Below are 23,206 nucleotides of genomic sequence, written 5' to 3' on the forward strand. Positions count from 1 at the left end.
TCACCTTTTCCTAGACTAATTTTTCCATCAAAGTAGAGCAGGCTTCACTGCTGCCTAACAGCTTTGGAAGCACTTCTTCCCGGCTTCCGGCTGTGCTTACTTCTCCATCTGCAATTACAATAATCCGGTCTGCAATGTTTAAGATTCTCTCCTGATGTGAAATAATCAGAATCGAGCCATTGATTTTCTGATACATATTCTCAAATACCTGAATCAGATTGTTAAAACTCCAAAGGTCAATTCCTGCCTCCGGCTCATCAAATATGGATAATTTGGTTCCTCTTGCAATTATCATTGCAATCTCAATACGCTTTAGCTCCCCACCGGAAAGGCTGTCATTTACCTCCCTGTCAATATAATCCTTTGCGCAAAGTCCTACTTCTGAAAGATAGGAACAAGCCTGGCTGATGGAAATATCTTTTCCCGATGCCAGTGTAATCAAATCCTTTACGGTCAATCCCTTAAATCTTACCGGCTGCTGAAACGCAAAGCTGATTCCCTTTCTTGCCCGTTCAGTAATGGATAATCCTGTAATATCCTCTCCATCCAATAAAATCTGTCCGGAAGTTGGTGTTACTATTCCGGCAATCAGCTTCGCCAGCGTGGATTTACCTCCACCGTTTGGTCCGGTAATTGCCACAAACCGATCTTCTATCTTCAGATTGATATTTTTTAATATTTCCTTGTCTGCTGTTTCATCATTTACCTGAAAACTAATGTCTTTTAATTCCAGCATTTCTCTTTCCTCACCTTACTGTCAGATTCACCTATCTGCCTCTCTGCGAACCTGGTTTTTATAAAAAAAGGATAGCACAAAATGGCTTATTTGCCAACTTCTTTCCCTTCTATTATACATTTTGGATTCTTTTTAATGAAATATTAATAAATTTTTATCGAGATTTACCGTTGTTTTTTTTCTTAAATAGATATATCCTTATTCAGTCAAAAGTAAATTATATGTAAAAAGTGTGTAATCTACTGGGAGGAGAACCATTATTATGAGAGAAAAACATTCTTTTTCAAGTAAGTGCAAGAACTTATTTTTTAAACTAAAAAACAAAATAAATACTTTTAAGAACCGGGAGAAGAAACCACATCCACACCTTGACCGTGCAGTTGTGATTATGAACAAATACTCTTTGGTATTCCATCTGTTACTGTCCTGTTTCCTCGTTCTGGTGATTGAATGTATTTCCAGACGAAATGTGCTTTCTGCATTTTCCTTTATTGCAGGACACACCATTGCTTACCTTTATAACTCATTTATTATTTTTGCAAGTTTATCCCTGGTCTATCTGATTCGAAGAAGAACACTTGCCCGTCTCTTAATCAGCGGCTTCTGGCTTTTCCTTGGAACCATCAATGGTGTTATTCTTTCCAAACGTGTAACTCCATTTGGTTTTACAGATTTGAAATGTCTGTCTGACTTATTTGCCATGCAGAACACCAAATACTTTACCTTTGGTGAAGCACTCGCCGTTATTATCGTAGTCGGTCTTTTCCTGCTTTTCTGTATCTGGCTTTTTATCAAAGGACCAAAATATCAGGGCAAAATCAACTGGATTGTAAGTCCACTTATGGTTGCTGTTATCTTCCTGATGTTACCGGTAACTACCAAGGCAGCCCAGTCCAATAATATTGTTGCTTCCTATTTTGCCAATATTGCACAGGGCTATGAAAATTATGGTTTTGTCTACGGCTTCTCATCCAGCGTTGTTGACCGTGGTATGAGTAAACCGGACAGTTATTCCGAAGAGCGTATTGCCAAAATAGGGGCTTCCGTTCCGGAAGAAACTACCGAAGCTGCCGAAGATGCGCCAAATATTATTGTTGTTTTACTGGAATCCTTTGTAGATCCCTCTGATGTTAAGTTCTTACATACTTCAGAAGATCCGGTTCCAAATTTTCACAACTTATTAAACAACTATTCTTCCGGTTACTTAAAAGTTCCTGTTGTAGGTGCCGGAACAGCCAATACTGAATTTGAAGTATTAACCGGTATGAGCATGCAGTATTTTGGTACCGGCGAATACCCATATAAGACTACTTTAAAAGAAATCGACAGTTGCGAAAGTATTGCTTCCGACCTTGGAAGTCTCGGCTATGGTACACATGTTGTACATAACAACGGTGGTAACTTCTACAGCCGTGCCAATGCCTTCTCCCTGATGGGATTTGACAGCTTCACCAGTAAAGAGTGTATGAACATTCAGGAGTACACACCACTTGGTTCCTGGCCAACCGATAACATCTTAATCAGTGAAACCTTAAAGGCTATGGATTCTACCCCTGACCAGTCAGATCTGGTATATACCATTACCGTACAGGGACATGGTGATTATCCTACTGAAAAGATTCTTGAAAATCCGGAAATTGCAGTAAGCGGTGCTGCAGATGAGGCTTCTAACAATCGGTGGGAATATTACATTAACATGATTCACGAAGTAGATAAATTCATCGGCAACTTAACCGAAGAGCTTTCCAAACGGGATGAAAAGACCATCGTGGTATTCTTCGGCGACCACCTTCCTACCATGGGACTGACCGATGATGATATGGTATCCGGTGACATTTTCAAAACCAAATATGTTACCTGGAACAACTTTAATTTACCAAAACAGGATGCTGACTGTGCTGCTTATGAATTATTAGCAAACATCACCAACCAGCTTGACATCCACAAAGGAACCATGTTCTCTTACATCCAGAGCCAGAAGGGTTCTGCTTCTTACGACGAGAACTTAGAGAATTTACAGTATGACCTTCTTTACGGAAAACGTTATGCTTACAACGGAACAGATAAATATCCAGCAAGTGATCTGGTTATGGGTATTGATGATGTAACGATTAACAGTGTATGGAAATCCGATGACAATAAGTTATGTATTTACGGCTCCGGATTTACTCCTTGGACGAAAATTTATGTCAACGGAGAGAAGGTATCCACTTCCTTCTTAGGAAGCACCATGTTAAAGATTAATCTTGACGACATTGAAGACGGCGATACGATTGTTGCTAACATTGTAGGTTCCAGCAGCACCATCTTCCGAAGCTCCAACGAGTTCCTCTATGAGGATCCGGATGTAGAACATACAGAAGAGCCTGCTACCGAAACAGAGCAGCCTTCTACTGATACAGAAGGTTCTACCCAGTCCACTGAGAAATCCACAGAGCAGTCCTCTGAACAGTCTTTAAGTGGTGCCGGTACAGCAACTGACCAGTCTGTAGAGTATACAGTCAATACTCCACTGACACAGAATTAAAATAATACACAGAAAGCCCCGATGGGATGAATTCTTCTATCAGATTTCTCCCATCGGGGCTTTGTTATTTCTTTTATTTCACATAATTTTTGTCTACGTTGACCACGATATGATACTGTTCGCCCAGCTTTTCCTTTACCTGATGCTCCAGTTCTTTCAACACTGCTTCATCACTGGAACGGTAGCCAAATGGAATCACTACATCAAAGATAAGATTGGTATGGGTCGGTCCCTGAACCATACGAAAATCATGCATGGTAATGACCTCATCAATATCCTTCAAAATACCTGTAACCGTTTCTTTTATCCCGGTCAGTTCCTTGCTTCCGGTAATCACCGGATCCATATGTATGACAGCCTCACAATTCAGTTCCCTTTTCAATTTCATTTCTACATTGTCTATCATATCATGTATTACAAGAATATTCATTTCTGCCGGCACTTCCGCATGTAGTGATACCATCAGACGTCCCGGTCCATAATCATGTACGACTAAATCATGAATACCGATAATCATTTTTTCTTCCAGCACCAGATGTTCTATCTCTTTTACGAATTCTTCCTCCGGCGGCTGTCCCAGCAGTGGATTTAAAGTCTCCTTCGCTGCATTAATTCCACCATATAAGATAAACAGTCCTACCGCCACACCACAGTAGCCGTCAATATTGACTGACGTAAATTCTGCAATCAATGTGGTGATTAAAACCACAGATGTGGTAATGCTGTCGCTTAAGCTGTCCATGGCCGTTGCCCGCATAGCCGCTGAATTAATCTTCTTTGCGACTCTCCGGTTGTAGAAGGTCATATACAGCTTTACAGCAATCGATATCAGCAGAATCATGATAATTAATACAGAGCATTCCGTTGCTTCCGGATGAAGAATCTTTCTGATGGAATCCTGTATCAGTTCCACTGCCATAATTAAAATAACTGCAGCAACCACAAGACCGGAAACATATTCCATTCTTCCATGTCCAAATGGATGCTCCGGATCCGGCTTTGCTGCTCCCAGTTTAAAGCCCAGCAATGTTACAATGGATGAGCCGGCATCCGACAGGTTATTAAATGCGTCCGCTGTAATTGCAATGGATTTACTGATGGTTCCCGCAATAAATTTTCCTGTAAATAATAATACATTTAGCAAAATACCTACAATACCGCATAAAATACCATAGGCAAGCCGTACCTTCTCCGGCTTGTCATCTTCCCGGATAAATATCCGGGCTAATAATGTTATCATAAATCTTCTCCTTTTGCTTCCTTATTTGTTCCGCACTAATTCAATATTTTAAAATTCTTCAGTGGCCAATATCGGAAAATCGCTTTTCCAAGTATTTTATCTTTCTTCACATAGGTATTGGTCCAGTATCTTCCATCATAGGAGTTATTCCGGTTATCTCCCATTACAAAATAGCTGTCCTCCGGCACTTCAAAGGTATACGGTCCTGTAGCTACCGTCCATGTCTCTTTGAGATAATCCTCCTCTAAGAGTTCTCCGTTGACATATACTTTGCCATCTTCTATCTTTACCGTATCTCCCGGACAGCCAATGACACGTTTTACATAGTTCTGGCTCTCATCATCCGGAAACTTAAAGATAATGATGTCTCCCCGCTCCGGTCCGGAAAACAGATATGACCATCGGAATCCAATCAGCTTATCTCCGGTCATGATTGTATTTTCCATGGAACCGGATGGAATCTCTGCATTAATTAACACAAAACGATTTAAAAACATAGCAATCAGCACCGCTGCTACAATCGTAATTACCCAGCTTAGAAATTCCCCTGCCACAGAAGCTGCATTCTTTGTATCGGATTTTCTTCCTTTCTTCCTGCGTCTGCCGCCTTCTGAATATTCCTCTTCTGGTTCTTCTAATTCTTCCCGGTTGTCCTCTGACTCTTCCGGTTCTTCGATATTCTCAAAGTCATCTATATATTCTAATTCTTCATTTCTTTCCTTTTTCTGCATCTAAATTGCCTCCGGTCTCTTTCCTTCCCGTTGTTCGTTCTATTATACTCCAAGCAGGGAAGAAATTCCACTGGAAATAGAGGTTGGGATGGGGTTATTATAAAAGAAACCCCACACATTACTGTTTCCAGTAATATGTGGGGTTGTTTTTTCTATGTGTTCAAAATGACATCTGCGTTCTCTATGTGCTCAATGACATCCACTCGGCTAAGATTCAAACTTCGTCTACGACTCGTTTTCATCAAGTCTCGGGATGGGCTTTCGCACTAACCTCATTCTTCGCTTACGCTCGAATTCACTAAGTGCTCAATGCCTAGCAGACACCCTGAGCGAGCATAGCCTCAGCTACTTTTTCGAAGCCTGCGATGTTAGCTCCTGCTACATAGTTACCTTCCATGTTGTAACGTTTTGCAGCATCATCAATATTATGATAGATATTTACCATAATCTGTTTTAACTTAGCATCTACTTCTTCGAATGTCCAGCTTAAACGCTCTGAGTTCTGGCTCATCTCTAATGCAGAAGTTGCAACTCCACCTGCGTTAGAAGCTTTACCACAGATGAACCATACTCCGTTATCCTGTAAGTATTTGGTTGCATCTAAGGTTGTAGGCATGTTAGCACCTTCACAAACTGCTTTACATCCATTTGCTACTAACTGTTTTGCATCATCGATAAGGAGCTCGTTCTGTGTAGCACATGGAAGAGCGATATCACATTTAATCTGCCATACGCCACGGCCTTCATGATATTCTGCACTCTTTCTTGCAGCAGCATACTCAGTAAGACGAGCACGTTTTACTTCTTTTACTTCTTTTAATAATGCAACATCGATTCCTTCCGGATCATAAATCCATCCGGTAGAATCAGAACAGGTAACAACTTTTGCACCCATCTGCTGCGCTTTCTGGATAGCGTAGATTGCAACGTTACCAGCACCAGATACAACAACTGTCTTACCTTCCATAGATTCACCATGGCATTTCATTAATTCTTCTGTAATGTATAAAAGACCATATCCGGTAGCTTCTGTACGAGCTAAAGATCCACCATAGGTAAGTCCCTTACCTGTCAGAACACCTTCGTACATTCCACGGATTCTCTTATACTGTCCAAACATGTATCCGATTTCTCTTGCGCCTGTTCCGATATCTCCTGCCGGAACGTCAACGTCAGCACCAATATATTTGCAAAGCTCGGTCATAAAGCTCTGGCAGAATGCCATTACTTCACGGTCTGATTTTCCCTTAGGATCAAAGTCAGAACCACCTTTACCACCGCCGATTGGAAGTCCTGTTAAAGAGTTTTTAAATACCTGCTCAAATCCTAAGAATTTGATGATTCCGATATTTACGGAAGGATGGAGACGAAGGCCTCCCTTGTACGGTCCAATAGAATTGTTGAACTGTACTCTGTATCCTGTATTAACCTGAACCTGTCCCTTGTCATCTACCCAAGGTACACGGAATTTAAGCTGTCTATCCGGCTCGGTTATTCTCTCAAGTAATGCTTCTTTACGATATTTCTCCTCATTTGCTTCGATTACCGGTCTTAAAGACTCCAGTACTTCTTCTACTGCCTGAAGGAATTCTGGCTCAGAAGCGTTTTTTGCTTTTACTCTTTCTAATACTTCATCAACGTAGCTCATATTATATCTCCTTTACATATTAATTTGAGTATTATATATACATCAACACTACTATTTTAGTATGAAATGAATTTTTTCGCAACGTTTTTTTCATATTTGTGTCAAAAACTTTATACTTTTGTGTACTTTTTCTTCTTTTTTGCAAGTTTTGTACCAAAAAAATTCATTTTTATAATTAAAAAGAAGTAGAAAACAGTTTTTTATTTCCCTTCTCCACTTCTTTTTTTGTATAAATATACTATTTTTTATTTTTCAGATATGATTCATATTTCTTCTGGAAGAACTTCACCAGTTTTCCCAGTGTTCCAATCAGAATCTCACTCTCCTGGTCAGTCAGGCTCTCCTTGATATCATGTATCATATTGCTGTGAAAACGTGCATGATGCTCATATGCCCGGACTCCGGAATCGGTGAGTGATACACGGACCACCCTTTTATCCCTGTCATTTCTGCAACGGTTTACATAACCTTTCTGTTCCAGTGCTTCAATTGCTTTTGTCAGGGTTCCTGTTGTAACATTCATCTTCGCCGCCACTTCCGACATCCGCTTTGGTTCATCCAGACCAATTGCTTCAATAATATGCATATCATTTCCGGAAATGTTCATGAATTCTCCGGAGATTAAGCATTTTTCCTCAATTTCCATCAAATCATTAAACAGCTTTACCAGAATGTCATTTAAGGTTTTATCCGCATTCATTCTTATCTCCTTTTACCAGACCAGTACCGCTGCGCCCCATGTGAGTCCGCCGCCGAAACCAGCCAGTACAACTTTATCTCCTCTATGTATCATACCATGCCGGTTGATATTATCAAGTAAAATCGGCACACTTGCTGCCGAAATATTGCCACATTCCGTCAAATTTACCGGGAATTTCTCCATCGGCTGTTTCAATCGTTTTGCTACCGCTTCAATAATTCTTAAGTTTGCCTGATGTAATACGAAAAGTGAAATTTCCTCTGCCTCTAAATCCGCCTCTTCCAGCACCTTTGTAATGGTTGCCGGAACTGTGCGGACAGCAAATTTATAAACCTCCTGTCCATTCATGCTTACATAACCCAGCGGACTTTCCATCTTATGATATGGATTATTGACCGGACGGTTCTCACATGCCAGTACCAGTCCCTTCGCACCGTCTGAACCCTGCACCACATGACAGATATTTTCTTCGTCTGCCCGGACTACCGCTGCTCCTGCGCCATCTCCAAAAAGAACACAGGTACTGCGGTCATTCCAGTCCATAATTTTAGAAAGTACTTCTGCTCCGATTAAGAGTGCATTTTTAAATCTGCCACTGGCAATATATGCCTGTGCTGTACTCAATGCAAATAAGAATCCGGAACATGCTGCACCAAGGTCAAAGGCTACGGCATTCACTGCTCCGATTTCCCGCTGCACTTCACAGGAAAGTGTCGGCACAAGATGATCCGGTGTTACCGTCGCTGCAATGATAAGTTCCACTTCTTCTGGCTTCATGTCTGCATCTGCAAGTGCTTTTTTTGCAGCTTCTGTGGCAAGTGATGTCGTTGTCTCTTCCGTTGCAAGGTGTCTTGTTTTTATTCCTGTTCTGCTGGAAATCCATTCATCGGAAGTATCCATAATCTGACTTAAATCGTCATTGGTAATTTTTCTTTCCGGTAACGCACTTCCAGTTCCACATATTCGAATGTTCATGCTCTGCTCCTTTAAAATTTACGGAAACGTTCATAACGTGCTTTTGCAATCTCTTCTCCGCTTTTTCCTTCATATGATTCTAAAAATTCGCGGATACATTTATGCATATAAACTGCAATGGAACTCAATGCCTCATCATCTGCTCCACCATACTCCGGTATAATTTTCTCGATAATGCCAAGTTCTAAAAGATCCTTTGCTGTTATCTTCATTACTTCTGCTGCTTCTTTGGCACGCTTGCCATCCTTCCAGAGAATAGATGCAAAGCCTTCCGGAGAAAGTACGGAATAAGTTGCATTCTCCATCATGCAGACTTCATTTCCAACTGCCAATGCCAATGCACCGCCGCTTCCGCCTTCTCCTATCATAAAGGTAATAACCGGAACTTTCAACCCTGACATTTCATAAAGATTTCTTGCAATAGCTTCTCCCTGTCCGCCTTCCTCTGCTTCCATACCGCAGAATGCTCCGGCTGTATTAACAAAGGTGATAACCGGACGATGGAATTTTTCTGCCTGCTTCATCAGGCGGATTGCTTTACGGTATCCTTCCGGAGACGGCATTCCGTAATTATGACGCATGCAGTCCTTCATGTCCTTTCCCTTCTGGATTCCGATTACCGTAACCGGTTGTCCGTCAAGGTATGCGATACCGCCCACAATTGCCGGGTCATCCCTGTAATAACGGTCTCCATGAAATTCTATGAATTTGGTAAAGATACTGTTGATATAATCCTCTGCGGACAGACGGTCTACCTTACGTGCCATCTTAACCTTTTCCCATGCACTCTTTTCTTTTGTATTGTAAGCGCGTTCCCGCATCAGCTCTGTCGGTCTTCCATCTACTTCAGTTGCCGGGTCAAATTTGGCATATCCACTTACTTTATGCATACGAAGGATTTCATACAGACGTTTCTTTAAATCTTTCCGCTCTACAATGGCATCCACAAAACCATGCTCTAACTGGAACTCTGCTCTCTGGAATCCCTCCGGCAGTTTCTGTCCGATGGTCTGCTCAATTACTCTTGCTCCGGCAAATCCAATCAGTGCGCCAGGCTCTGCTAAAATAATATCACCTAACATAGCAAAGCTTGCTGTTACACCTCCGGTTGTCGGGTCAGTTAATACAGAAATATATAAAAGTCCGGCATCGGAATGTTTCTTTAAAGCTGCTGCTGTCTTTGCCATCTGCATCAGGGATACAATACCCTCCTGCATTCTGGCTCCGCCGGAACAGCAGAAAAGAATAACCGGAAGTTTTTCTTCCGTAGCACGTTCTACTGCTCCCGCAATTTTCTCTCCGACGGCATGACCCATGCTTCCCATCATAAATCTGGCATCACACACACCAATAACCGCATCTTCTCCGTAAATCTTACCTTTTCCTACGGTAACTGCTTCTTTTAATCCGGTTTTCTCGCGGACTGCCGTCAGCTTATCGACATAGCCCGGAAAATCCAGCGGATTCGTTCCATGCTCTTCGGCAAACCATTCTTCAAAGCTCTGTGGGTCTAATACCATCTTCAGGCGGTTTCCGGTTTTTACGCGGAAATATGCTCCACACTCATAACAGACATAGCGGTTTCTTACTACCTCTGCTTTGTTTACCATTTTGCCACAGGCTTTACAAAGTACTTCCTCTTTCTTTTTTTCTTCCTGTAAAATACCTTCTGTGGCATCCTTTACAGCTCTATTTTCCTTGATTTTATCCAGTAATCTGCTCACTTTACTCACCACTTCCAATCGCAAATGTCAACTCTGCTGTTGCAGCTATTTTTCCATCTACTGTTGCAGTTGCCTTTCCAATTCCAATCGGTCCCTTTACTTTTATGATTTCTGTCTCTAAAACAAGTACATCCCCCGGAACCACCTTTTTCTTAAATTTTGCATTGCTGATTCCTGCAAAATATGCGGTTTTTCCTTTGAATTCATCCTGACAGAGCATTGCAACCGCGCCGGTCTGTGCCAGTGCTTCTATAATTAAAACACCCGGCATTACCGGTTCTCCCGGAAAATGTCCTGCAAAATAAGGTTCATCAAAGGTAACACATTTTTTCCCTACTGCACGAAGTCCCGGCACCAGTTCTTCAATCGTGTCAATCAGAAGAAACGGATGACGATGTGGGATGATTTCCATAATTTCTTTCGTTGTCAGTACTGACATTGTTCCCTTCTCCTTTATGCCTGATATTTTTTCAGAAGCAGACTTGCATTATGTCCGCCAAAGCCCAGTGAATTGCTGATGGCATATGGCACTTCTTCTTCATATGCCTCTTTGCAATAATTCAGATCCAGTTCTTCATCCGGTATCTCATAACCTACGGTTGCATGAATGTAACCTTCTTCGATTTCCTTTACACAGGTCAGGCACTCGATGGCTCCTGCTGCTCCAAGAAGATGTCCAATCATGGATTTGGTGGAATTAATCCGGATATCCTTTGCATGCTCACCAAACGCCAGCTTGATTGCTCTTGTCTCAAATAAGTCATTATGATGGGTGCTGGTTCCATGGGCATTGATATAAGTAATTTCCTCCGGATTTACACCGGCATCCTTCATTGCATTTATCATTGCGGTTGCTGCACCTGCACCATCCTCTGCCGGAGATGTAATATGGTATGCATCCGAAGAACATCCATATCCGGTTACTTCTGCATAAATCTTTGCTCCACGTTTTTTGGCATGTTCTAATTCTTCTAAAATTACAATTGCGGCACCTTCTCCCATCACAAATCCACTTCTGTTTTTATCGAACGGAATGGATGCATGTTTTGGATCATCTGAAGAAGTAAGTGCGGTTAAAGATGTAAATCCTGCTATTCCAAGCGGAGTAATGCAGCTTTCTGTTCCACCTGCTACCATCACTTCTGCATCACCATACTGGATGGTACGGAAGGCTTCACCAATGGCATTCGTTCCGGATGCACAGGCGGTACTGATATTTAAGCTCTTTCCTTTTAATCCAAACTGAATGGATACATTTCCTGCTGCCATATTGGAAATCATCATCGGGACGAATAACGGATTTACTCTTCCCGGTCCCTTTTCCACTAATTTGCTATGCTCTCTTTCGATTGCCTGTAAACTTCCGACTCCGGAACTGATGGAAGTACCCACACGGTATGCATCCTCTGCTTCCATGGAAAGTCCGGAATCCTCCAGTGCCTCTCCGGCTGCCGCTACGGCAAACTGGCAGAATGCTTCCATTCTCTTTGCAGAGCGGAAATCCATATATTCTTTTGCATCAAAATCCTTTACTTCTGCTGCAAGATGACATTTATAGTCTGTTGCATCAAAATGTGTAATCTCTCCAATACCTACCTTCTGCTGCTTTACTGCAGACCAGAATTCCGGCACATTATTTCCAATCGGGGTAATTGCACCCAATCCTGTTACTACAACTCTACGATTCATGTTCTTATCCTCTCTATCTAAACAATCCATCTCACGTCATTCGTCATCCGCTGTTCTTTCTAAGCTTTTTCATCAGCCAGTATTATTTCTGCATCTACATAGTCATTCCGCCATCTACAGCCAGCACCTGTCCTGTGATATAACCTGCCTCTTCGGATGCTAAGAATGCAACTGCTGCCGCAATTTCTTCCGACTTTCCGATTCTTCCCAGTGGAATGTTATGAAGCATATTTTCTTTTACCGTATCCGGTAAATCCTTTGTCATATCGGTCTCAATCATTCCCGGTGCTACTACATTTGCAGTAATACCGCGGGTGGAAAGTTCTCTTGCAACACTCTTAGTCAATCCAATGACTCCTGCTTTGGCTGCACAGTAATTTGCCTGACCGGCATTTCCGGTAATTCCGGATACAGATGATATATTGATTATCCTTCCACTTTTCTGTTTTAAGAAATAGCGTGATGTATGATGAATGGTATGGAATACACCCTTTAAGTTTGTCTCATAGACTGCATCAAATTCTTCATCATTCATCTTCATCACAAGATTATCTCTTGTAATTCCTGCATTATTTACAAGAATATCCAGATGTCCGTATTTCTTTATGATATCCCTGATCATGGTCTGACATGCCTCGTCATCTGCCACATTGCACTGATAAGATTCTGCTCTGCCACCCATATCGGTAATCATTTTTACTACTTCTTCAGCCCGCTCTTTACTGCCATTGTAATTTACAATTACCGTTGCTTTGTCTTCTGCCAGACGAAGTGCAATGGCACGACCAATCCCTTTGGCTGCACCGGTTACCAGTGCTACTTTATTCTCCAACATAGGCTTTATAATCCTCCAGTTTTTCAATGCTTATCGCCTTGACATCCCGGTTGATTTTACGCATAAATCCAGATAAAGTATGTCCCGGTCCGATTTCTACAAACTCATCATAACCGTCTGCAATCAGACGCTCGATGCTCTGCTGCCATCTTACAGAAGAAGATACCTGCTTCTTTAACAGTTCTTTTACCGGTTCTGTTGTGGTAACGTAATCTGCTGTCACATTGGTTACATACGGAATGCTAAATTCCTGCAGCTTTGTATTTTCCAATACTTCTGCCAATTTTTCTCCGGCTCCAGTCAACATGGCGGAATGGAACGGTCCACTTACTTTTAATGGAACCACACGCTTTGCTCCAGCTTCCTTTAATGCTGCACCGGCCTTTTCTACTGCCGCTTCTTCTCCTGTAATTACAATCTGTCCCGGACAGTTATAATTTGCTATAGATACAATTCCTTCGGTATTGCTGCATACTTCTTCAATCGCTTTCGCATCCAGTCCTAAGACTGCTGCCATTGCTCCGCCGGTTGGTACTGCTTCCTGCATAAAGATTCCTCTTGCACGAATGACACGGAATGCATCTTCCATACTCATGACACCGGATGCAATCAATGCACCGTATTCTCCAAGGCTTAATCCTGCACAAGCTGCCGGTCCTTTTCCAGCTTTCTTTAATGCTGCATAAATTGCTGCCTCTGTGGTCAGCATGGCTATCTGTGTATACTCTGTAATATTGATCTCTTCATTTTCTTCAAAACAAAGCTTTGCAATATCAAGTCCGGTTACTTTTGAAGCAAGCTCATATACGGCTTTACTCTCTTCACAGGCATCATAGAAATCTTTGCCCATTCCAATATACTGCGCTCCCTGTCCAGGGAACATGAATACAACCTTACTCATTTTCTTCTCCTTATTTCCGATTCATCAGACGTTCTGCTTCTGATACGATAGAAGTAATAATTTCCTTACAGGACAATTCATCCTGTATCATTCCGGCAATCTGACCTGCCATCAGACTTCCATTTACCACATCGCCGTCCATCACTGCTTTGCGGAGGGAACCAAGGGTAAGCTGTTCTAATTCATCTAATGTTGCGCCTTCTTTTTCCATCTTCAGATACTCACGGCTCATCTTATTACGGATGACACGGATTGGATGTCCGGTACTGGAACCTGTTATTTCAGAATCAATGTCTTTGGATTTTATCAGTTTCTCTTTGTAATTTGCATGTACGATAGATTCTTTGGCTGCCACAAATCTTGTTCCCATCTGAACTGCTTCTGCACCCAGCATAAATGCTGCAGCCATTCCTCTTCCATCTGCAATTCCTCCGGCTGCAATCACCGGTGCATCAATGGCATCTGCCACCTGCGGCACCAATGCCATGGTTGTAGTGGAACCGATATGTCCACCGGATTCCATTCCCTCTGCCACAACAGCATCTGCGCCACCACGGACCATAAGTTTTGCCATAGCTACACTTGCTACTACCGGAATTACTTTAACACCTGCTTCTTTCCAGAGGCTCATGAATTTGGCTGGATTTCCGGCTCCTGTTGTGACAACCGGAACCTGCTCCTCAACTACCACCTTTGCCACTTCCGGTGCATTCGGATTCATCAACATGACATTCACACCAAATGGTTTGCTGGTGCGTTCCTTCACCTTGCGAATCTGCTCCCGAACCACTTCAGGTGGAGCACTGGCTGCACCGATAATACCAAGTCCACCTGCTTCAGATACTGCAGCAGCCAGATGATATTCTGCAACCCATGCCATTCCGCCCTGGATAACAGGCTCTTCTATTCCTAACAGTTCTGTGATTCTTGTTTTCATCTTTTATTCCTCAACGCCCTTTGCTTTTAAGTAGTCAATAACATCTCCTACAGTTGCGATTTTCTCTAAATCTTCTGACGGAATCTCTACACCGAATTCCTCTTCCATGCTCATAACCAGTTCAAACAAGTCTAAAGAATCTGCTCCTAAATCATCCTTGAAATTGGATTCTGCTTTTACCTCTCCATCATAGTTTAACTGCTCTTTGATTAATTCTGCTAATTTCTCTAACATTATTTCGTTCTCCTTTTTTGTCTTTTCTTTGATAATACTTTGAGTTGCAAATATTTTGATTATCAAATTATTTGCAACTCAAAGTATATACATAAGCATTTCTGTTGTCAACTATATTTTTACTCAAGGAATAAAGAATGTGCCTTGGCACATTCCCGCGCCTGCGGCGGTCGCTTGCGACATCTACCTTATACGCCGCAGTGTGCATCCTCGCGGAGCGTTTTTTACTTTACAGGAAAGCAATTTCCTGTAAAGCAAAAAAGACAGTGTCGGAACTTTTCTGTTCTTTCACTGTCTTATGTTGGTTACTTCTTTTATTTTTCTATCGCTTATGCAGCTTTCTTACGATTTGATACTACAAAGTAAACACCTACTAATAATACTCCGATGCATAAGAAGAATACCGGATTGATACCGTCACCTGTCTTTGGTGTGCTGTCCTTCTCATGGTTGTCGGAAGTTACAGTCTTACCGGAATTGCTGTTCTTGGTAGCGCCAATCACATTTCCGCCGGTCACTGCTGTGCCGCCACCGGTTACTGTAGTAGCGGAACCACTTCCGTTGTTGCTGTTGGAAGTATCTGTTGAACCATTGCTATTGGAATTATTTCCATTATCCGGAGTCGGCTGTGGATTCTCCCCTCCAAGGCTCTGGAAACTGATTCCATTTCCGGTTGCATATACCTGTGCCTGTGTTCCTGAATAACCGGAAATTGTGGATGGACTCCAGCTGCTCTGGCTTCCGATTGACGTTACACTTGCCGGAATCAAAATTGTACTGATACTGCTGCCGCTGAACGCATCTGTTTCAATAGTATTAACAGAATCCGGAACTGTCAGTGAAGTAACCGACTTGCAGTTTGCAAAAGCACCTGCTCCGATGGTTGCAGTACTGGTCGCAATTTTTGCACCGGATTTTCCCTCCGGGCAACGGATTAACCTGGTCATTGCTTTGTTATATAGACATCCATCACTGGATGCATATGTACCATTTCCTGATGCAACACTGATGGATGCCAGTCTGCTGCAGCCGGTAAATACGTTGCTTCCGATGCTGGAAACGCCAGCCGGAATTGTAATTCCGGTTAAAGAAGTACAATCATAGAATGCTTTATCCCCGATGCTTCCTACGGATTCCGGAATTGTAAACTGGGATAATGAACTGCACTCTGCAAATGCCTGGGAACCAATGGATGAAATTGAAGTTCCAATAGATACACTGGTAAGGCTTGTACAGTTATAAAATGTCTCTGCCGGAATAGAACCGATATCTCCTTCTATGCTGACAGAACCAAGGCTTGTACAGTTATAGAAAACTGCGGTTCCCATTCCAGTCACATAAGATGGAATCGTTACACTTGTAATGGATGTATTGGATGCAAATACACCACTTGCAATTGTAGATACTGACTCTGGAATTGTAATTGCTCCACCGGCTCCGCTGTAGGCAACCAGTGTTCCACTGTCATCTACTGTAAATCCATTTTCATCTGTTGTCTCGTCTGCCCGGACTGTCTGTCCCGGCATCACTGCCAGCAGCAAACATACTGCTGCAAAAATAGAAAATCCTTTTTTCAATATCTGCATCTCTCATCTCTCCTAGCTTTATCTGCTTGATACATTATACTTCTTATCTACTTACTGTACACGCTTTGCCAGTATAAACATTCTTCCGTCCTGTGTGTAATTATTGCAGGTAGAAAGAGTCAGCAGCTGGTCTCCATAAGCACTGTCTATCTCTTCGCCATATACAGAAAGCTGTGCCACATTATTTAAATATTCCTGGTATTCTTCTTCAGAATCTGCATTCAGGAAATTATAATACCGGAATACATTTTCATCCTGATACTGGACCTCCGATAATCCCACTTCAATAACTTCATAGACTCCTCTTTCATAAAGAGTATTAAATTCTATCGTCTTATGGGCATTGTAGAAATCTTCGTCCAGATATTTCTTTAATTCGCCAAACATCATTCCGCTTTTCATATTATGTCCGTAAATGATGATATTGGTATCCCTGTTTATGTAATCATTTCTGGCATCGATAAAAAGGGTGCCATTCAGGTCGTCATTTTTATCAAAATCATGTTTCAGATAATAATCCGGTTCTTCCTGTAAAGACTGCATGACCGGATAATCAATATCCGTATCCGGAATATGTAACCATCCGATTAATTCCGGATTTTCCGCATACAGGGAAACATAATCCTCTAACATAATCAGTGGCTGCTCTGTTGTCTCTCCTGTTTCAGTTGCATCTTCTGTGATTTCCGGATTCATCTGCTCCGTTCCTGTTACAAGGTGCTCTACTACATTATTCTGTTTCTTATTCTGTAAATCCTTAAGCCTGTTAGCAGCTTTATAATCCGCATATTCCGAAATCGCATAATATCCGATACAGGCTGTCGCAACAATGATGCATACGATGCCGACCACCTTCTGCCAGGTAAAATGAAATGGCAGCTTTGCTTCTGCTTCCGCTTCTTCCTTGGCAATTTTTTCTTCTATCATGTTCTGCGAACTATCCGCAACAATATCTGAAATGCACCAGAAGAACGATTTTCCGATTTCACTTTTAAAACGGATTTTCTTCGTGCGCATCATGGTATACAACCGGATTGCTACTTCCGGATCATAAATATCCAGTTCATCGGTAATATACTTGATTTTCTTTAAATCTTCCTGCGCCTGCCTGTATTCCCTTAAGGTTTCGAATTCATAATCGCCTATTTTATAAATCTTTTCATCCATAATTTATGATTCATCTGCCTTATCTTCTCGTGGTCCAGGTAGTTTTATTATAGGTCATTTTGTCATCTTTCGCAAGATTTTTCCGCAAGATATACACAATGTACCATTTCTTATTTTTATATCGTCTATATCTTGCGCTTTCTTTAGTCTAAATTGGATTTTTCCAGCAAATAACGGAACATCTGCTCCGCTGCTTCCTTATGTTCGGAGCCAAGGGCAATACCAAGAATACATTCCTTTTCATAATAACCATGTTCAACCGGCCAGCTTCCGGCTCCAAGACGGATGCCTGCTGCAAAAGTATCTCCGGTGTCCTTATCCTCTACATAGAAGATATAATCCTTTAACTGTTCCAGCTCGTCTTTGGAAAAGTACTGCGTCAAATCTGCTATGGCACCAGACTGGGCAAGATTTTCAAAGACCATTTCATCGGCGCCCAAAACATCTACTCCACCGCCTGCAATCACTGTCTGCAGGGACTGATAGGAATAGAGATTACTGGTATCTGTGCTGGTTAAATCCACATAATATGCATCATTTACCACAACCTCCCGGGCTGCTGGATCATATCCATATTGCTCCATGAATTCTGAGAAATCCGGTTCTTCATCTGCCGGCATACTCTTTGCATTTACCAATACAATCTGGGAAATATCTTCCTTTGTGGTCATATAATGATGTACCGTCATACCAATCAAAATAATCACTGCAACTACTGCCAGTATTACAAGCCTGTAATAGTCCCAGACAAATCCGATCCGCTGTTTCCAGGTCATTGTCTTTAAATCAGCTTTCTTTTCCATATTATCGCCTTTCTTCCTCTGCCGGAGCTGTATTATCTCCTGTAGTGTCATTCTCTGCTGTATTACCCTCTGTCACATCTGTGCCACTCTCAGCATCAGCATCATTGCCTGTGCCAAGAGGTGCCACAAAATCTGCATACGGTAATTCTTTATGTAAATTTTCCATATAATCATACCAGATTTCTCCCGGATAGCTGGCTCCTGTCAGTCCTGGAAGTTCTGCCGGAATATCATATCCAACCCAGACGCTGGTGGTGTAATACTTTGTATAGCCTACAAACCAGCCATCCTTATTGGAATTGGTGGTTCCTGTTTTCGCTGCACTGGCAGTCTCGGACAATGCCAGTCCCTTTGCTGTTCCTTGTGTCAGAACACCCTCTAATATATTGGTCATCCAACGGGCTGCATTGGTTTTATAAACCTGCTTTTCATCGACAATTTTCTGATAGATAGCGTTTCCGTCTGCATCCTGTATCTCTACAATGCAGGTAGGCTCCCGGTATTTTCCATCATTTTCTATGGTGGCATAAGCCGCCGCCATTTCTACCGGAGAGACTCCATTGGTAAATCCACCCAGGGATGCCGCCGGTCTTTCATCCTCCGGGGACAGCTTTGCGAAATTCATCTCCTTCAGATAGGAAATTCCTGTAACGGGAGTCATCTCTTCCAAAAGATTCCACGCCACTGTATTAATGGAATTTTCTACTGCATAACGCAAGGTTACGCTGCCAAGATACCTGCCACTGGCATTTTCCGGTCCATCCTCAATCGGTGCATCTTCCACCACAGTATCCGGGGTATAGCCCCGCTCCAACGCCGGTGTGTATACAATCAACGGTTTGATGGCACTGCCCGGCTGCCGGTAACTCTGATAGGCGCGGTTTAGCATATGCCCGTCATATTCCTGACTTCTGCCGCCTACAATTGCCTTTACAAAACCGGTCTCATTGTCAATGCATACTGCCGCACTCTGCAATGTATAAATGCCCTCTTCATTGACATCGGTAAAATCCTGCAGCTTCTCATCCACTGCATTCTGAAGCTGCTCTTCCATATTTAAATCAATGGAAGTATAGATTCTATAGCCTCCTGTATAAAGAGACTGTTCGCAGGTTTTATACTGCTCCTGATAGGCATCTTCATAGGTCTTTCGATCTTCCTCCGAAGAAAAATCTGTCCGGAATTCAAAGCCCTGCTGCTCCATCAATGCCCGTGTTGCACAATAGCAGGCATAGGTCTCTACCGCATCATAACGCTTTGTTGGCTCTGCTGTGCTGAGTACAATCGTTTCCTGTCTGGCATCCTTATATTCCCTGCGGCTGATTTTGCCATCTTCATACATGTTTTTTAAAATGCGGTCACGTCTTCCTAACGTATTATCCGGGTTCTTATAAGGATTATACATCGTCGGATTATTCGGTATCGCACAAAGATATGCCATCTGGGACAATGACAAAAATGAAACATCTGTATCAAAATATCCCCGGCTCGCCGCCTGAATGCCATAATATCCATTTCCAAAATAAATATTGTTAAGATAAAACTCTAAGATTTCATCCTTGGTATATTTCTTTTCCAGCTCTGTGGCAATGAAAATTTCTTCCATTTTTCGCTGCCACGTTCTGTCATTATTTAGGAAAATGGTTCTTGCAAGCTGCTGCGTAATGGTACTTCCGCCCTGGGTTACTTCTCCATTACGCACCATCGCCCAGACTGCACGGATAATTGCCTTAAAATCAATTCCGCCATGACTGTAAAATTTTTTATCTTCTATACTGACCATGGCTTCTTTGACTTCTTCCGGTATCTCATCACTGGTCAGATAGCTTACATCCTTGGTACCACGAAGCGACATGATTCTCGTTCCATTCACATCATAAACCTGACTGGTCTGCTCCGCACGGAAAGTGTCCTTCGTCGACTCTTTTACAAACCGGACTGCCTCTTCATGCATGGCACTGACCTGACTGGCATACCCGCCAAAATAGTAATACGCCAGCCCGCCGATTACCAGAAGTACCAGAACTATCTGCAGCTTTACAAAAAGCCAGAAACCACGGTATTTCTTTTTCCTTTTTTTCTTCTCTTTATGGGACATGGGTTTCCTCCGTATTGCTCTATTTTACACTGTTCCATAAAAAGATACAAGGCTACTGTTCCATTTGTCTTCCTAAAAATCCCGCCGCTGTAATAGCAAGCTTGCTTTCGGTTTCTCCCATTTTTGCAGTTTCATTTTTCTCATATAAAACAACTGCTCCGATGGCATCTCCTTCACAGATAATCGTGCTGATTGCCTGGTCATGATAGTTCCCGGTATCATCTAAGGTAATTCGTACAAATTTGCTGTCTCCCTGCTGTGCAAGAATATTTTTCCGGTCTTCGATCAGTTCCTCTAACTGCCTGCTGATTGGTTTTCCTTCGAATTCCTTCTTTCCGTTTCCTGCAGCCGCAATCACATGGTCCCGGTCGGTAATACATACCAGATGCCCGGTGCTCTGCGCAAGGCTCTCCGCATACTGTCCGGCAAACTGGCTCAGTTCTCCAATCGGTGAATATTTCTTAAGAATAATCTCACCTTCCCGGTCTGTAAAGATTTCCAGCGGGTCACCTTCCCGGATGCGCAGTGTCCTGCGGATTTCCTTTGGCACTACAACTCTCCCCAAATCATCTATTCTACGTACAATTCCTGTTGCTTTCATTAAAAATTCCTCCTGTTTCCTACATACTTTCCATTTTTGTGCTGTATGGGTAGTATGTGGAAAACAGAAGGAATTATGCAAGCCTTCCTCGTATTTACATTTTTAAATCACTGGTATTTTTATTAGCAAAATCAATCTTTTTTCATTTTTTCCTTCCGGTTTAAGATTGTAAATGCAACAACACAGATGATTGCGGAAAGCAGGGAGCCTGCTGCCGTTGCCAGTCCCATTGGGAATAAGGTATCCGGGAATAAAGTCGAAGTCAGATAAACGCCCGGAATTCTTACCAGTGTAATTGCAATGATATTATGTAAAAATGAGATGCCGGATTTGCCGCAGGCACAGAAATATCCGCTGAAGCTGAAATGAATTCCTGCGAACATGCAATCCCAGACATATCCCCTTAAGTATTGACCTCCCAGACGTACCACTTCCGCTCCCGATGCATCCGATGCATCTGTAAATAACGCCACCACCGGACTGGCGAAGAACTGCATGAAGATTCCTACGATAATTCCAAAGCCCACTGTAATCATCACAGCATAGCGCAGTGTTTCATTGGCACGCTGCCTCTTTCCCGCTCCGATATTTTGTGCACCAAGTGCAGATACTGTTGATAACATGGAGGACGGAATCAGGAACAGGAAGCCTATTATCTTTTCCACGATTCCCACAGCCGCTGCATCATTTAATCCACGCTGGTTCGCAATGATGGTGATAATCATAAATGCCACCTGAATGAAACCGTCCTGCAATGCAATGGGAATACCGATTTTTAAAATCTGTCCCATTACATTTCGGTTCGGTCTGAAATCTTTTCTGCTAAGAGAAAATTTCTCCCGCTGTCTTATAATCATAACGAGGGAAATCATTACACTGATTGCCTGGGCACAAGTGGTTCCAAGAGCTGCACCTGCCGGTCCAAGATGCAGACCGCTGATAAATACATAATCCAAGACAATATTTGCCGCACATGCAATGGCAATAAAGTACATCGGACTCTTGCTGTCACCCATACCACGGAAAATTGCACTGATAATATTATATGCTGTAATAAAAGGAATCCCGATAAAGCAGATGGTAAGATAGGATATCGTTCCCATTACTGCTTCCTGTGGTGTAGACATTACTGTTACAATTGGTTTTGTCAGCAAGAGCAGCACCGTCATCAGCACAAGGGCAACTCCCATAAATAGGATTACCGTGTTTCCAATTCCTTCTGCCACCCGTTTCTTATCTTTGCTTCCAATCGCCTGTCCGATGCTGACCGTTGTTCCCATGGCAAGTCCCACCAGCATAACTGTTATCATATGCATGACCTGTGAGCCAATGGATACCGCCGTAGTGCTGGCAACTCCTTCAAACTGCCCGATGATAAATAAATCTGCCATTCCATACAATGTCTGTAAAAAATAAGATAAAAGGTATGGCAGCGAAAATATAATTACATTTTTAAATACACTTCCTGTAGTAAGATTCCGTTCCACCATTTCATTCTGCTTCCTCTAAGCCAGCGCTGCGCCCAGATGACGGGTCAGCAAATCCACCAGCCATGCATGGTCTTCTGCTGACAGCTCGCTCTGCCTTACCAGAATCACCTGATTGGACAGATTTCTGATATAAATATAATTTTCATAGAATCCCCAGTCCTTATAGGCAGTCCACAGATTCACACCCTCCGCTATTTCTGATTTTATGCTGATGCTTTCTTCACTGAAAATATACTTGCGGTGGCCACTTACCAGTGCCTTCTGTGCATTTGCATAAAATCTCTTAAGTCTTGCTTTCTGCTGTACCTTTTTGCCGCCGCATGCAAAATATAGAAAAGCTGCCCAAAGAATCATAAAAAGTGAACCCATTTCTGCCCTGCCAAGCATAAAGCTTAACATTCCGGATGACAGACAGACTATGCACATAATCACAGAAGTAATCGTTACCACTTTTCTTCTCTTCCGGTATACATCCGATTGCAAAGTTATTTCCAACAGCGCGTCCCGCTCTTCTTTTCCGATTTCAATTTCATATTCTAACATCTCTGTTCCCCCATTTTCTTTTCGTCTATTTTTTATTTATT

Annotated in this window: 21 protein-coding genes; 1 reads left to right on the plus strand and 20 read right to left on the minus strand. The window is 42.4% G+C overall.

Going from position 1 to position 23,206, the window contains the following annotated elements; translation table 11 throughout:
* Positions 1–10: 10 nt before the first annotated feature.
* The gene (locus tag DWX65_RS06520; protein WP_022243639.1) at positions 11–736 is read right to left on the minus strand and encodes an ABC transporter ATP-binding protein; all 726 of its coding nucleotides are present in this window, start codon (positions 734–736) and stop codon (positions 11–13) included.
* 262 nt (positions 737–998) lie between these two features.
* Between DWX65_RS06520 and DWX65_RS06525 the strand changes: the two genes are divergently transcribed.
* Entirely contained in the window at positions 999–3,263 is a 2,265-nt protein-coding gene (locus DWX65_RS06525; protein ID WP_199535038.1) for an LTA synthase family protein, read from the plus strand.
* Positions 3,264–3,336: 73 nt separating this feature from the next.
* Here DWX65_RS06525 and DWX65_RS06530 read toward each other — a convergent pair whose 3' ends face one another.
* From DWX65_RS06530 to DWX65_RS06620, 19 genes are all read right to left on the minus strand, one after another.
* Complete coding sequence (locus DWX65_RS06530) at positions 3,337–4,503, minus strand: cation diffusion facilitator family transporter (protein WP_118088109.1); 1,167 nt, start codon at positions 4,501–4,503, stop codon at positions 3,337–3,339.
* 35 nt (positions 4,504–4,538) lie between these two features.
* A complete protein-coding gene (gene lepB / locus DWX65_RS06535) occupies positions 4,539–5,234 on the minus strand; it encodes a signal peptidase I (RefSeq protein ID WP_118173099.1) in 696 nt (231 codons plus the stop codon).
* Positions 5,235–5,547: 313 nt separating this feature from the next.
* Positions 5,548–6,882, minus strand: coding sequence for an NADP-specific glutamate dehydrogenase (gene gdhA / locus DWX65_RS06540; RefSeq protein ID WP_022243643.1), 1,335 nt, complete (start codon positions 6,880–6,882; stop codon positions 5,548–5,550).
* 238 nt (positions 6,883–7,120) lie between these two features.
* Entirely contained in the window at positions 7,121–7,582 is a 462-nt protein-coding gene (locus DWX65_RS06545) for a MarR family winged helix-turn-helix transcriptional regulator (RefSeq protein ID WP_022243644.1), read from the minus strand.
* 12 nt (positions 7,583–7,594) lie between these two features.
* Positions 7,595–8,557 (minus strand): beta-ketoacyl-ACP synthase III, encoded by a 963-nt coding sequence (locus DWX65_RS06550; protein WP_022243645.1) that lies wholly within the window; start codon positions 8,555–8,557, stop codon positions 7,595–7,597.
* Between the two features lie 11 nt (positions 8,558–8,568).
* Positions 8,569–10,281: an acetyl-CoA carboxylase carboxyltransferase subunit alpha gene (locus DWX65_RS06555; RefSeq protein ID WP_227700682.1), complete on the minus strand. Its 1,713-nt coding sequence runs from the start codon at positions 10,279–10,281 to the stop codon at positions 8,569–8,571.
* A 1-nt stretch (position 10,282) separates the two neighbouring features.
* A complete protein-coding gene (gene fabZ / locus DWX65_RS06560; RefSeq protein WP_117698965.1) occupies positions 10,283–10,720 on the minus strand; it encodes a 3-hydroxyacyl-ACP dehydratase FabZ in 438 nt (145 codons plus the stop codon).
* A 14-nt stretch (positions 10,721–10,734) separates the two neighbouring features.
* Positions 10,735–11,970, minus strand: a complete 1,236-nt coding sequence (fabF, locus tag DWX65_RS06565; protein ID WP_117841418.1) for a beta-ketoacyl-ACP synthase II — start codon at positions 11,968–11,970, stop codon at positions 10,735–10,737.
* 94 nt (positions 11,971–12,064) lie between these two features.
* The gene (gene fabG / locus DWX65_RS06570; RefSeq protein WP_118173100.1) at positions 12,065–12,805 is read right to left on the minus strand and encodes a 3-oxoacyl-[acyl-carrier-protein] reductase; all 741 of its coding nucleotides are present in this window, start codon (positions 12,803–12,805) and stop codon (positions 12,065–12,067) included.
* Positions 12,792–13,706, minus strand: a complete 915-nt coding sequence (fabD, locus tag DWX65_RS06575; protein WP_118173101.1) for an ACP S-malonyltransferase — start codon at positions 13,704–13,706, stop codon at positions 12,792–12,794. The genes fabG and fabD overlap by 14 nt, the downstream gene beginning before the upstream one ends.
* A gap of 10 nt (positions 13,707–13,716) precedes the next feature.
* A complete protein-coding gene (gene fabK / locus DWX65_RS06580) occupies positions 13,717–14,643 on the minus strand; it encodes an enoyl-[acyl-carrier-protein] reductase FabK (protein ID WP_022243651.1) in 927 nt (308 codons plus the stop codon).
* Positions 14,644–14,646: 3 nt separating this feature from the next.
* Positions 14,647–14,877: an acyl carrier protein gene (gene acpP / locus DWX65_RS06585; protein WP_022243652.1), complete on the minus strand. Its 231-nt coding sequence runs from the start codon at positions 14,875–14,877 to the stop codon at positions 14,647–14,649.
* A gap of 329 nt (positions 14,878–15,206) precedes the next feature.
* Positions 15,207–16,463, minus strand: a complete 1,257-nt coding sequence (locus DWX65_RS06590) for a leucine-rich repeat domain-containing protein (protein ID WP_118173102.1) — start codon at positions 16,461–16,463, stop codon at positions 15,207–15,209.
* A 51-nt stretch (positions 16,464–16,514) separates the two neighbouring features.
* Positions 16,515–17,630 carry a class B sortase gene (gene srtB / locus DWX65_RS06595; RefSeq protein ID WP_118088104.1) on the minus strand — a complete coding sequence of 372 codons (1,116 nt, stop codon included), beginning with the start codon at positions 17,628–17,630 and terminating at the stop codon, positions 16,515–16,517.
* A gap of 143 nt (positions 17,631–17,773) precedes the next feature.
* Positions 17,774–18,433, minus strand: a complete 660-nt coding sequence (locus DWX65_RS06600; RefSeq protein ID WP_118088103.1) for a hypothetical protein — start codon at positions 18,431–18,433, stop codon at positions 17,774–17,776.
* A gap of 1 nt (position 18,434) precedes the next feature.
* Entirely contained in the window at positions 18,435–20,531 is a 2,097-nt protein-coding gene (locus tag DWX65_RS06605; protein WP_118088102.1) for a transglycosylase domain-containing protein, read from the minus strand.
* Positions 20,532–20,583: 52 nt separating this feature from the next.
* Positions 20,584–21,132, minus strand: a complete 549-nt coding sequence (spoVT, locus tag DWX65_RS06610) for a stage V sporulation protein T (RefSeq protein WP_022243657.1) — start codon at positions 21,130–21,132, stop codon at positions 20,584–20,586.
* 131 nt (positions 21,133–21,263) lie between these two features.
* Positions 21,264–22,622: an MATE family efflux transporter gene (locus tag DWX65_RS06615; RefSeq protein WP_330414772.1), complete on the minus strand. Its 1,359-nt coding sequence runs from the start codon at positions 22,620–22,622 to the stop codon at positions 21,264–21,266.
* 15 nt (positions 22,623–22,637) lie between these two features.
* Complete coding sequence (locus tag DWX65_RS06620; protein WP_117841425.1) at positions 22,638–23,165, minus strand: hypothetical protein; 528 nt, start codon at positions 23,163–23,165, stop codon at positions 22,638–22,640.
* Positions 23,166–23,206 lie beyond the last annotated feature (41 nt).

The organism is Roseburia sp. AF20-18LB, from assembly GCF_003461185.1.
GTDB lineage: Bacteria > Bacillota > Clostridia > Lachnospirales > Lachnospiraceae > Roseburia_C > Roseburia_C amylophila.